Below are 12,957 nucleotides of genomic sequence, written 5' to 3' on the forward strand. Positions count from 1 at the left end.
GCGAGGGCTCTCAGTAGCGGGAACTACCATCACATGGGTGTCTGACTCCTCCGGCGGTTCCCGCACGGGTGGGTCGTCGGACGAGCCCAACGGCTCAGCGCGCGGCAGGGGGTCGCGCCGCGGTCGGCGCAACCGATCGCAGGGTCGCGCACAGGGCCGGGCGCAAGGCGCCCCCACTCCGACGCCCTCCCCTACAGCTGGCGGGGCTCATGGAACCAGCGGGGCCAAGGGCTCCGACGGAAAAGGTCGTGGGCGCGGGCGCGCGAAGGGCGGCACCGCGGGAACCTCGCTGCGTACTGTCCGCGAAACCTCGGCGGGCGGTCTGGTGATCGCCGGGATCGACGGCCCCAAGAACGACCAGGTCGCCGCCCTGATCGGACGGACCGACCGCCGCGGCCGGATGCTGTGGTCGCTGCCCAAGGGCCATATCGAACAGGGCGAGACAGCCGAGCAAACTGCCATCCGCGAGGTGGCCGAGGAGACCGGAATCCGCGGCAGCGTGCTGGCCGCACTCGGCAGCATCGACTACTGGTTCGTCACCGAGGGCCGCCGCGTACACAAGACCGTGCACCACTACTTAATGCGCTCCCTGGGCGGCGAGCTGTCCGATGACGATGTCGAAGTCACCGAGGTCGCCTGGGTTCCTCTCGACGAGCTGCCCACCCGCCTGGCATACGCCGACGAACGACGTCTGGCCGAGGTGGCCGGAGACCTCATCGACAAACTGCACTCCGGGGGCCCCGCGTCCCTGCCACCCCTGCCCCAATCCTCGCCGAGGCGCCGTCCTCAAACGCACTCCAGCACGCACAGGACACCCGGCCGGCGTACCGGCCGCGGACCACAACAATGAGACGACTCACCCCTCGCAGCGCCACGCGCGTGACAGCGGTGCTTGCCGTCCTCGCGCTTGTCCTGCTCGGCACTCCCTGGTCGACGCCACGCGCCCATGCCTACCGCGACGGGCAATTCCTCAAGGTCCTCATCGACGAAGTGACACCACAAACCGTCACGACCGCCGATCCGACGGTGACGGTGCGGGGCACAGTGGCCAATGTCGGCGATCGCCCCGTCACCGACGTGGTGGTCCGGCTGGAACGCGCCGACGCCGTCGCCACCAGTGCCGAGCTGCGCGCGAATCTGCACGGCCGCCACGACCAGTTCCGCCCCGTCGGCGAATTCGTCACCGTCGCAGGGACTCTCGAACAGGGGCAGCAGCGTCCCTTCACACTCGCCTTCCCGCTGCGCGGGGGTACCGGACCCACCTGGAACATCGACAAACCCGGGGTATATCCCGCCCTCGTGAACGTCAACGGCACCCCGGATTACGGGGCCGCCGCGCGGCTCGACGACGCGCGTTTCCTGCTACCGATTCTCGGGGTTTCGCCACCGGCCGGTGAGTCCCCCGAACCGGAGGTCGCCCCCGATACCTCTCGCCCGGTAGGCCTCACACTGCTGTGGCCCCTGGCCGACCGTCCCCGGCTCGCGCCCGGTCAGCCCGGCGGCCCCACACCGGTGCGGCTGCTGGACGATCAGCTTGAGCGGTCCCTTTCCCCCGGAGGCCGGTTGGACGCGCTGCTGGGCGCCCTGGAGTTCGCCACCGACGCTGCCGTCGACCCCAAGGGAGATCTGGGCCGCACGGTCTGCATGGCGATCGACCCCGATCTGCTGGTGACCGTGAACGAAATGACGCTCGGCTACCAGGTTCTCGACAATTCGGCCGATCCCACCGGTCCCGTACATCCCGGTACCGGACAGGGGCTTGCCGCCGGGTGGCTCGACCGGCTGCGCGCACTGGCAAAACGCACGTGTGTCACACCGCTGCCCTACGCCCAGGCCAGCCTCGATGCGGTCGCACAAATGGCCGACGAGGGCCTGTCCCATCAGGCCACCACCGCCGCAGCGGATGTCCTCGACCAGATCCTGGGAATCGGAAGCCTGCGCGGCGCCACCCTCCTTGGGGACGGCCACCTTTCGAATGCAAGCATCGACCTGCTCACCGGACAAGGGCCCACCGTCGCCGTGTCCGCCCTGCCCTCGGACCAGGAGACACCGCCCGATTTCACCCCTCGCCGGGTATCCGACACCGTCGTGGCGGCACCCTTCGACCCGTCGGTGGGCGCCGCGCTCAGCGCGGCCGGTCGCGCGCCGACCACCCCCGAATACGTGCCCCAGTCGCTCCGGTTTGCGCTGCAACACGATTCGCGTGTCGCGCGGATGCAGGATGCGCTCGGGGCGATGGCCTGGCAGGCGCTCACCCCCCAGGAGACCCCCCGCCAGACGATCCTCCTGCCTGCGGCCACCTGGGATCTGTCCGATGGCGAGGCCCGCGCGATCCTGTCTGCCGCATCCACCCTCCTGCACGCCGGACTCGCAATACCGCGTCCGCTGCCAACGGTCATCGGCGAGGACCGCGCGGGCGCCCAGGCCAATCCGGTGGACACCGCGTATGGGGTGGCTTCGTCCGGCAGCGTGGATGATTGGGTGTCACAGCAGCTGGGTGACGAGGTCCGCCGACTGTGGGGACTCACCGCAGCGCTGACCGTGGACGCCCGCACCGGACTCACGGGCACCCAGTACACCGATCCGCTGCGTCAGGACGCCCTGCGGGCGGTGAGCCAGAGCGTGCCGTCGGATGCGCGTGACGACACCGCCCGGGAACGGCTCGCGGCCATCCGCCACACGGTCAGCGATCTGTTCAATGCCGTCACCGTCGTCAATCCGGGTGGTTCCTACACACTGGCCACCGAGCACAGCCCGCTGCCGTTGGTGGTGCGCAACGAACTTCCGGTGCCGATCAGGGTCACCCTTCGCGCCGAAACGCCGGCCGGCATGAGCGCGACCGATGTTGGTGTACAAGAGATTCCGCCCGGGTACCTGCCGGTGAAGGTCCCCGTGGAGGTCAACGTGTCACAGCGCATGGCTGTCGACGTGACGCTGCACACGCCCGACGGCCTGCCCTTGGGCGATCCCGTGCGTCTCTCGGTGCACTCCAACGCGTACGGCAAGCTGCTGTTCTTCATCACCATCAGTGCCGCCACGGTGCTCTTCGCGTTGACGGGCCGGCGTCTGTGGCACCGGTTCCGCGGTCAGCCCGACCGCGCAGACCTCGACCGGGGTGATGAGGCCCCCGCAAGCGGGAGGGACCCCCAGCTGGCGCGAAGAGCGACGGGCTCTGATGAATCGTGGCACCCGTGAGAGAGCCGCTCGACCCGTTGCCCGATCCCGAATCCGACGACACGATCGACGAGCTGTCCGACGCAGCGGTCGTCGCGCATTCCGGCTCCATGGCAGTGGCGACCCTGGTCAGCCGCGTCACCGGATTTATCAAACTGCTGTTGATCACGGCCGCCCTCGGCGCCGCATCCGCCAGCGCGTTCTCGACCGCCAACCAGCTGCCGAACATCATTGCCGCACTGGTGCTCGAGGCCACCTTCACCGCCATCTTCATTCCGGTGCTCACCCGCGCCGAGCGGGAGGACACCGACGGCGGTCTGACATTCATCCGCAAGCTACTGACCATCGCCACCACGCTGCTGTTGGTCACGACGACGCTGTCGGTCCTGGCCGCACCACTGCTCGCCGCACTGCTGCTCGGCGGTGACCCAAAGGTCAGTACGCCGCTGACAACCGCCCTGGCGTATCTGCTTCTGCCACAGATCTTCTTTTACGGCCTTTCCTCGATATTCATGGCGATCCTCAACACCCGCAATGTGTTCGGGCCCCCCGCCTGGGCTCCGGTGTGGAACAACCTCGTCGCCATCGCCGCACTGATCCTGTTTTGGCTGATGCCCGGTGAACTCACCCTCGACCCAACACGGATGAGCGATCCGAAGCTCCTGGTGCTCGGCGTCGGCACCACGCTCGGCGTGGTGACTCAGGCTCTGGTGCTCATCCCGGCGATCCGGCGCCAGCGGATTCCCCTGCGACCGCTGTGGGGGATTGACGACAGGCTCAAACAGTTCGCCGGCATGGCCACCGCCATGTTCGCGTATGTGGCCATCAGCCAGCTCGGGTTCGTCATTACCAACCGGATTGCCGCCGGCGCAGCCGATTCCGGCCCGATCATCTACACCCAGACCTGGATGATCCTGCAGCTGCCCTACGGCGTGGTCGGCGTAACCATTCTCACCGCGGTGATGCCGCGGCTCAGCCGCAACGCAGCCGCCGAGGACACACCCGCCGTGGTTGCGGACGTGTCGCTGGCCACCCGGCTCACCATGGTGGTACTGATCCCGGTGGTGGCGGTGATGACCGTCGGCGGTCCGGCGATGGGGCCGGCTCTCTCCGCGTACGGGCACTTCACCCTCGGTGACGCCCACTACCTCGGACTCTCCATCTCGCTTTCGTCCTTCACCCTCATCGCGTATGCGCTTGTATTACTGCAACTTCGGGTGTTCTATGCGCGGCACGAGGCGTGGACGCCCACGCTGATGATCATTGTGATCACCGCGGTGAAGATTGTCGGCTCGGTGATCGCCCCGCACCTCACCGACGACCCCAGCCTGGTCGCGGGTTACCTCGGTGCCGCCAATGGCCTCGGCTTCGTCGCGGGGGCCATCTGCGGATACCTGCTGTTGCGCAGAAGTATGGGACGCACCGCCGGGCCGCTCATCGCACCGGACGTGGCCCGTACGGTGCTGGTCACGCTGGCTGCCTCGGCGATAGCCGCGGCCATCGGCCTGGCCATCGACCGCGGATTCGGCCTAGATCTACTCACCCTGCGAGGCGGCGGCCTGGGCTCGATTCTGCGGCTGGCCATCCTCGGCATCGTCATGCTCGGCGTCACCTTTGCGCTCATGGTGGCGGTCAAGCTGCCAGAGGCGCTTAGCGTGGTTTCTGTGTTGCAGCGCCTCCTGGGTCGTCGCCAGGGATCGGGCGCCAATGATCACGCTTCGGTCATGCCCAACTCCCCGGCGCCATCCCTGCCGTACCCTGATACCGCAAACAAACCACCGCGCGGGGACGGTGCCGACGCGAGGAAGGGCAGGGCCGTGACCGACACTCCCGGATCATCTACCCGGCCTGTTCCTACCCAGTCTCCTTCCGGGGGTGCTCTCTCCACACCCGTGATGCCCGGTGCTCGCATCGCGGACGGTCGCTACCGCCTGCTGACATCGCACGGTGGCCCGGAAGGGCTGCACTTCTGGCAGGCTACCGATACCGAGCTGAATCGACCGGTGGCTCTCACCATCATCGACGGAACCGTGTTCAGCCCCGATCAGGTGCAGGAAGTCCTGTCGAATACCTTGCGGCTCAGCAAGATCGAATCTTCGGGCCTCGCCCGCGTGCTGGATGCCGTACGCGAGGGAACCGGTGGCATCGTTGTCGCGCAATGGGTCCGCGGCGGTTCGCTGCGCGAGGTCGCCGACACCCAACCGTCCGCCGTTGGTGCCAGCCGGGCGGTCCGGTCCTTGGCAGAGGCTGCCGACGCGGCCTTCGAGGCCGGGTCGGCGCTGAGCATCGACCACCCCGACCGCGTGCGCATCAGCATCGATGGGGACGCCGTGCTGGCGTTCCCCGCCACCCTGTCCTCGGCGAGCGCGGACGAGGACGTGCGCGGCCTGGGCGCCGCCCTGTATGCGCTGACCACCCGCCGCTGGCCGCTGGCCGAGACCGGCCAACCCAGCGGGCTGGCCACCGCCAGCCGGGCTCCGGACGGTCGACCGGTCGAGGCGCGGGTCGTCGTGCCCACCGTCCCCGCAGCGATTTCCGATGTGGCCGCACGCGCGTTGAGCGATGACCCCGCTTCCGCCGCCGGCCTCCTCGACGAATTGGAATCGGCCGTCGCGAGCGTCGACCACACCACCATGCTCGAACCTGCGGCCGCGGCATCCACGCAGGCGCTGGACATCGGCCGCCCCCGCGGGTTCCAGGGTCCGGCGGACGCAGCTGACGACGACGAGGAGCCCGAGGATTCCGAAGACGAGGACGATCCGGAGGATGCGGCCCGCCACCGCAAGATCTTCCTGATCGGTCTCGGCGTGGTCGGGGTCCTCGTCATCACCCTGTGCATCGCGCTGGGTGTCTGGGTCACGCGGATCTTCGGAGACGTCGGGCCTCTCGACAAGATCAACATCGGGATCGGATTGCCGACCCAGTCCTCGAACGGCGACACAGCGGCGGCGGGTAGCCCTGCCAAGATCACCCAGGCAACCGTGTTCCCCCCAGGGCCCGACGCGGATCAGCCGGGCAAGGTGGGCATGGCGGTGGACGGCAACGCCTCCACGTCGTGGACGACCGATACCTACACCGACGCCGATCCCTTTCCGACGCTCTTCAAACCCGGGGTGGGCCTGCTGCTCGATCTGCAGTCCGCCAGCGCTCTGAGCAGCGTCACCATCGAATCGCACAGTGTCGGAACGCAAGTGCAGATACGGTCTGCCGACTCGGCCACACCGGCCTCCGTCAACGACACCAAGGAGATTTCCGCCACCACCACGCTGCAGCCCGGCAAAACAACGATTCCCATCACCAGCAGCTCAAAGGTCTCTCATGTGCTGGTGTGGATCAACAAGCTGGGCTCCACCAACGGTGATCACCATGCGGAGATCAGCGAAATCACCGTCTCAACGGCGTCCTAGCTGCGCGGTCGTCTGCCAGTCGAGCAATTACCGAAAGGCCTTCGGTATCGATCCCGCAATTACAGCCCTATATTTTTCGCGGTAGTTGAAACCCGATGGCAACCTCGAAATTGTCCGTTGAACTGCGGTTCATGTTGTTCAGTTACGCGTATCACTGTTACCGATTGTTGAAACTTGTATAACAGTTTGCTGCAGGGGCGTCCCGTGGTCGACGACACACCACATTTTTGATTACTGTGCGCGTGTGGGCATGGATCAGGGGGTTCTCACCGCACCTCAACACTCGGACGCCGAGTTGTTGGCTGCCCACGTCGCCGGCGATCCGTCAGCTTTCGAACAGCTGTTCCGCCGTCACCACCGCCGCCTCTACCGACTCGCCCGGGCTACCAGCCGCACCCCCGAGGATGCCGCCGATGCGCTCCAGGAGGCGATGCTGTCGGCACACCGCGGGGCCGCCAACTTCCGCAATGACGCCGCCGTCACCAGCTGGTTGTACCGCATCGTCGTGAACGCCTGTCTGGATCGCCTGCGTCGCAATAAGGCCCACGTCCCCATCGAACTCGAAGATGAGCTCTACGCCGTCGAGGACCCCTCGACCCACGTCGACACCTCGATCGTCATTCAGAAGGCCCTGCTGCGCCTGCCTCCCGAGCAGCGCGCCGCCGTCATCGCGGTCGACATGCAGGGATACTCCGTTGCCGACGCGGCTGAGCTGCTGGGCATCCCCGAGGGCACGGTGAAGAGCCGCTGTGCGCGTGCTCGCGCACGCCTGGCGGTCGCCCTGCACTATCTCGACAAGGCCGGCTCGGTCGAACCGGAAACCATCGACTACTAGCCGTGTGCCACCGTGTCACGATCCGCCTACGAATTGGGCCATGGGCGTGGCGAACGGTAGCTGGATATGGGAACAATGAACTCAAATGGTCAGCGAGAATCCGGACGGTCCCGATGGCGAAGGTAACCTCGACAAGGTGAACCTCGCTGAGGTGCCGCTGTCACTAGAGGTCCTGGCCGACCTACAGGCCGGCGTCTACGACGCCGGCGATACCGACATACTTCGGCAACGCGCAGAACAAGATAGGGATGCGCGCAGTACCTTGGCCGCCCTCGACCAAGTGCGCGCCGATCTGGCGGTGTGGATGGACAGCCCGGCACCCGATGTACCCGGGTCCGTGGTCGACGACATCGTTGCCGCATTACGCGCCGAGACATCCAAGTCCACGTTACCCGCGGTAGCTGCGAACGCCGTTCGCCCCGCCAACCCCAGCCTCAACCTCGTCACCGGTTCGGTCCCACTGGACCATCGCCGACGCCCTGCGGCAAAGCGTCGGTGGATCGCCTACTCCACCGCAGGGTTGGCGGCCGCAGCCTGCGCTGCCGTCGCCGTCACCCTCATCGCACAGAACGAACGACGCGTTTCCGAGACCACCGCCGCTGTGGCGGGTCCGTCGCTGTCTCAGCAGACCGCCCCCCAGACAGGTGCCCCCGTGGCGCCGAACCTGCCCGCGACGCGTGCCCGGGGCGTGACAGCCTTCCCGATCTCAGGAAATGAGATCACCGCACTCGTCGGCCGCACCCCCGCGTTCGGCGATCTTGCCGATGCCGCGAAACGTGCGTCCTGCCTCGCCGGGCTCGGCTTCGAGGCATCGACTCCGGTCCTCGGCGCACAGACTCTCGACATCGATGGCCCCGCGGTGCTCATGGTGCTTCCCGCCGAACGGCCGGGTGAACTATTGGCGGTAGCCGTGCGGCCGGGATGTAACCAGTCGGATCCTCAACGGGTGGCCCAGACCCGCCTCGGCGCGACGCCCGGCCGCTAGACCGCGCCTACCACCCATCCCACCCGCGTGGAACATCCCGCTCTAGGCTGTTGTTTCAGCACTCGCATGACCTCATCAGATGAGGGAATCAGATCGGAATCAGAAGGGAACCGCATGGCAGGGGTTGCACCGTCGGCTACGTCGACCGAGACCGAATCGGACGTCCACGAGCTCATCATCATCGGCTCGGGACCCGCTGGGTACACCGCTGCCGTCTACGCGGCCCGCGCCCAGCTGAAACCGATCGTGTTCGAGGGCACCCAGTTCGGCGGAGCACTGATGACCACCACCGAGGTCGAGAACTACCCCGGGTTCCGCGAGGGGATCATGGGCCCGGACCTCATGGACCAGATGCGTGAACAGGCCATCCGGTTCGGTGCCGACCTGCGCACCGAGGACGTCGACGAGGTCTCCCTGCGAGGTCCCGTCAAGAGCGTCACCGTGGGTGACGAGGTTTACCGTTCGCGGGCCGTCATCCTGGCCATGGGTGCCGCACCGCGGTACCTCGGCGTACCCGGCGAGGACACCCTGTTGGGCCGTGGCGTGAGCTCCTGCGCCACCTGTGACGGCTTCTTCTTCAGGGATCAGGACATCGCGGTCATCGGCGGCGGCGACTCCGCGATGGAAGAGGCCACCTTCCTCACCCGATTTGCCCGCAGCGTGACACTTATCCACCGCCGCGAGGAATTCCGCGCCTCCAAGATCATGCTGGAACGCGCCTACACGGACCCCAAGATCACCGTCCTCACCAACACCAAGATCGCCGGGGTCGAGGGCACCGACTCGGTCACCGGGCTCAAACTGGAGAACGCGCTCACCGGTGAGTCTTCACAACTGCCCGTCACCGGGATGTTCGTCGCCGTCGGTCATGACCCGCGCAGCGAACTCGTGCGCGACGCCGTCGACGTCGATCCCGACGGGTACGTGCTAGTGCGAGACCGCAGCACATTCACCTCGCTGGAGGGCGTGTTCGCCGCCGGAGACCTCGTAGACCGGACCTATCGGCAGGCGGTTACTGCTGCCGGAAGCGGTTGTGCTGCAGCCATTGACGCCGAACGGTGGCTCGCCGAGACGGCGCATTCCCAGACCCTCGTCGAAGCCTAGCCTCGTAATCACTGATCAAAGGAGAATCATGAGCGACCACGCGACCGTGACGGTCACCGACGACTCGTTCCAGGAGGACGTCGTCTCCAGCAATAAGCCGGTGCTTGTGGATTTCTGGGCGACCTGGTGCGGGCCCTGCAAGATGGTGGCCCCCGTACTAGAGGAGATTGCCAAGGAGCATGGCGAAGCACTCACTGTCGCCAAGCTCGACGTGGACGCCAACCCGGATACCGCCCGCGCGTTCCAGGTCACCTCGATCCCCACGCTGATCCTGTTCCAAAATGGTGAGGCAACCAAGCGGATTGTCGGCGCCAAGAGCAAGTCCGCGTTGCTGCGCGAACTGGACGGGGTCGTCTAACCGGCTCGACTCGCACCGGTTGAAGGGCACAGGAGTTTCGCCCATCGCCTAGGCATCTGAGACAATATTGCGGTCCCGATGACGGACAGCTGTAGCCCGGGTCGGTGGCAGTGCGGATTCCTTGCGAACGGCTGCGAAAGGCTGAGTATGACGACAGGCGCGTCGAACATTCGCCACGGCGATCGAGGCCCGGCTGTCACTGAGGTCCGCGAGGTCCTTTTGGCGCTCGGATTCCTGGCGGACCCCGACGAAGTCCTGGCGACCGGTCCACTGGTCGTGGTGGACCATTTCGACGCGACGCTGCACGACGCCGTTCGGGCGTTCCAGCAGCGCCGTGGCCTGCTCGTCGACGGTGTCGTCGGTCCCGCGACCTACCGCACCCTCAAAGAAGCCTCCTACCGACTCGGGGCGCGCACGCTCTTCCACCAGTTCTCGGCGCCCATGTACGGCGATGACGTCGCCACCCTGCAAAAGCGCCTCCAGGATCTCGGGTTCTACACCGGCCTGGTGGACGGGAACTTCGGACTGCAGACCTACAACTCGCTCATGTCGTACCAGCGGGAGTACGGGATGACTGCCGACGGTATCTGCGGACCCGAGACGCTGCGCTCCTTTGAACTGTTGGGCCGCCACGTCACCGGTGGTTCCGCGCACGCGATCCGCGAGACCGAGCACGTCCGCAACGCCGGCCCGCAACTGTCGGGTAAGCGCATCGTGATCGATCCCGGCCTTGGCGGGGGCGACCACGGCCGCATCGTGCCGGGCCGCGAGGGCCCCACGAGTGAAGCAGATATGTTGTGGGACTTGGCGAGCCGCCTCGAAGGGCGGATGACCGCGATCGGGATGGAGACCTACATCTCGCGTGCCATCCAGAACAACCCCACCGATATCGAGCGCGCCACCTACGCCAACAACGTGGGTGCAGACCTGATGATCAGCCTGCGCTTCGACTCGCAGCCTGCCGTGGTCGCCAGCGGCGTGGCCTCCTATCACTTTGGCAACCTGCACGGTTCGGTATCCACCATCGGCCACATGCTGGCCGACTTCATTCAACGAGAAGTGGTGGCGCGGACCGGATTACGCGACTGTCGTACACACGGTCGCACATGGGACCTGCTGCGCCTTACCCGGATGCCCACCGTGCAGGTGGATATCGGCTACATCACCTCACCGAACGACGTCTCCATCCTCAGCGGCGCACACTATCGCGATATGGTGGCCGAATCGATACTGGCCGCGGTGAAACGCGTATACCTGCTCGGCAAGAACGACAGGCCCACCGGCACATTCACTTTCGATGAGCTGCTGGCCCACGAACTTTCCGCAGGCAGCTAGTCTCCGCGCAGCACCTCGATGGCGCTCGCGGGGCAGATATGCGCCGCGTCGGCGGCTTCCACTACTTGATCCTCCAGTAGCGCCCCTGTGATGAGTGGCATCGCGATGCCGTCGGCATCCGCACCGAACAGACCCGGATGCTGCACAATGCAATACCCCGAACCCATACACAGATCCTGATCGACGGTGATCGTGAACCGCTCGCCGTCTGAGCTGCCCACGGTCACACCCTCGTCAATGTGACAGGCAGACCGCCGTCGATAGTCACCGAGAAGTTGAAGTGATGCTTAGGTTTCCAGCCCCCCGGCAAGGTAAGTCGGTACCGCTGAAAGATGATCGACAACAGGAACTGCGCGTTCATATAGGCCATGCCCGTACCGAGACAGTGGTGCCTACCCGATCCGAAGGGCATGAATGCCAACCTTGGCCGGCTCTTGGCCAAGGCCTCATCCATAAATCGGTTCGGATCGTAGGCGTCCGGGTCCGCCCACCACCGTGGATCGCGATGTATCGAGTAGAGCGATGGGCCGACGATCGTGTACTGCGGGATGAAGTACCCGCCAATAACATCGTCTTCCATCGCGAACCGCGGATTGAGCGGGTGGCCCTGCAACCGTTGTCCCTCATCGAAACACGCCTTCGCCCAAGCCAATTTGGGCAGATCCTCCGGTGTCGGGACGGCGCCTTCCAACAAGTCCACCTCTGTGTAGAGACGCTGGAGGTGATCGGGGTGCGACAGTAGCAGTGCGAGCGTCCAGGACAACGACGCCACCACCGTCTCGTATCCGCCCGCCATCAGAATCATCAACTCCATGCTGAGATCCCGTTCCGACAAAGGACTTCCGTCGTCGTAGGTGGCCTCCAGCAAGAGACTCAACAGGTCTGGCGTGTCGACGGGATTCCTGCGGCGCTCTTTGATCAGCTTCCGAGTCAGTCGGCGCAGTCTCCACATCGACCGGGGCGCGGTGTCCCGCCCGGGCATGGGAATCAGCCTGGGCAACGGACTCATCATCGTCACCGACGCCATCAAGGACATGAACGTCCGCAGATCAACATCGGTTTCGTGGATTTCCTGCGCGGTGATCGACGACGAGAACATCGCCCGCAAGAACGCCGGCAAGGTGACCTGTGCGATGGCGTGCTGCAGGTCCACCACCCCACCGGTGTTCGCCCACTGCGACCACCCGTCGATTCGTCTGACGAACTCGTCGGCGATAACCTCGGCCACCCGGGCCAAGTGACGCCGCCCGAACATCGGCATAAGCATCCGGCGACGCTGGCGGAACTTCTCCCCCTCCAACATCGGAATCGCCGCTCCGATCAATCCCATCGCCGCCTGGCCGGGACCGATCATGCTGTACCGGCCAACGGGATCGTCCATCACTTGGCTCGCGTAGTCCGGATGATTCACCACGATGATGCTGCCGCCCACCGGGAACGGCACGCGATAGATATCACCGAATTCTTGGGAGCAGCGCCGGAAGAATTCGAATGGTTCGCGCCGCATCTCCAGGACGCTGCCCACGATGGGCAGACCGACGGGCCCGGGCGGGGTGAGCGTCGGACTCCCCACGCCGCGGACCACGCTGGAGGCCAGTGGAATCGATCCGCGGGTGATCCACAACGGATCGTGCCGCAAGGACGCGAATCTTCCCTGTGCCCTGGCAGTTTCGTTGACCTCGCGCACTGTTGGATTCATCGGCAGGGGCCCCCACTGCCCCGCCAGCTCGCGAGGCAGGCTGAGATCTGCTGCCGAACT

The 12,957-nt window shown here is 65.9% G+C and carries 10 protein-coding genes; 8 read left to right on the plus strand and 2 right to left on the minus strand.

Annotated features, from left to right (window positions below; translation table 11 throughout):
* The first annotated feature begins 37 nt into the window (after nucleotides 1–37).
* The 8 genes from AB0H22_RS22010 to AB0H22_RS22045 all read left to right on the plus strand — a co-directional run bounded on the left by AB0H22_RS22010 (nucleotide 38) and on the right by AB0H22_RS22045 (nucleotide 11,198).
* Nucleotides 38–850: an NUDIX hydrolase gene (locus tag AB0H22_RS22010; protein WP_358148949.1), complete on the plus strand. Its 813-nt coding sequence runs from the start codon at nucleotides 38–40 to the stop codon at nucleotides 848–850.
* Nucleotides 847–3,195 carry a DUF6049 family protein gene (locus tag AB0H22_RS22015; RefSeq protein ID WP_358148951.1) on the plus strand — a complete coding sequence of 783 codons (2,349 nt, stop codon included), beginning with the start codon at nucleotides 847–849 and terminating at the stop codon, nucleotides 3,193–3,195. The genes AB0H22_RS22010 and AB0H22_RS22015 overlap by 4 nt, the downstream gene beginning before the upstream one ends.
* Entirely contained in the window at nucleotides 3,183–6,581 is a 3,399-nt protein-coding gene (locus tag AB0H22_RS22020) for a lipid II flippase MurJ (protein WP_358148953.1), read from the plus strand. The genes AB0H22_RS22015 and AB0H22_RS22020 overlap by 13 nt, the downstream gene beginning before the upstream one ends.
* A 250-nt stretch (nucleotides 6,582–6,831) precedes the next feature.
* Nucleotides 6,832–7,416 (plus strand): RNA polymerase sigma factor SigM, encoded by a 585-nt coding sequence (gene sigM / locus AB0H22_RS22025; protein ID WP_180749827.1) that lies wholly within the window; start codon nucleotides 6,832–6,834, stop codon nucleotides 7,414–7,416.
* 85 nt (nucleotides 7,417–7,501) lie between these two features.
* Nucleotides 7,502–8,401, plus strand: coding sequence for a hypothetical protein (locus AB0H22_RS22030; RefSeq protein WP_358148955.1), 900 nt, complete (start codon nucleotides 7,502–7,504; stop codon nucleotides 8,399–8,401).
* Between the two features lie 114 nt (nucleotides 8,402–8,515).
* A complete protein-coding gene (trxB, locus tag AB0H22_RS22035) occupies nucleotides 8,516–9,505 on the plus strand; it encodes a thioredoxin-disulfide reductase (RefSeq protein ID WP_180749564.1) in 990 nt (329 codons plus the stop codon).
* A gap of 28 nt (nucleotides 9,506–9,533) precedes the next feature.
* The gene (gene trxA / locus AB0H22_RS22040; RefSeq protein ID WP_180749565.1) at nucleotides 9,534–9,863 is read left to right on the plus strand and encodes a thioredoxin; all 330 of its coding nucleotides are present in this window, start codon (nucleotides 9,534–9,536) and stop codon (nucleotides 9,861–9,863) included.
* Between the two features lie 147 nt (nucleotides 9,864–10,010).
* Nucleotides 10,011–11,198, plus strand: a complete 1,188-nt coding sequence (locus AB0H22_RS22045) for an N-acetylmuramoyl-L-alanine amidase (RefSeq protein ID WP_180749566.1) — start codon at nucleotides 10,011–10,013, stop codon at nucleotides 11,196–11,198.
* Here AB0H22_RS22045 and AB0H22_RS22050 read toward each other — a convergent pair.
* Entirely contained in the window at nucleotides 11,195–11,419 is a 225-nt protein-coding gene (locus AB0H22_RS22050) for a ferredoxin (RefSeq protein WP_358148958.1), read from the minus strand. The genes AB0H22_RS22045 and AB0H22_RS22050 overlap by 4 nt on opposite strands.
* A gap of 2 nt (nucleotides 11,420–11,421) precedes the next feature.
* Nucleotides 11,422–12,897: a cytochrome P450 gene (locus tag AB0H22_RS22055; protein ID WP_358149052.1), complete on the minus strand. Its 1,476-nt coding sequence runs from the start codon at nucleotides 12,895–12,897 to the stop codon at nucleotides 11,422–11,424.
* Nucleotides 12,898–12,957 lie beyond the last annotated feature (60 nt).

The sequence above is a fragment of the Mycobacterium sp. NPDC050853 genome (genome assembly GCF_040653875.1).
Lineage (GTDB): Bacteria > Actinomycetota > Actinomycetes > Mycobacteriales > Mycobacteriaceae > Mycobacterium.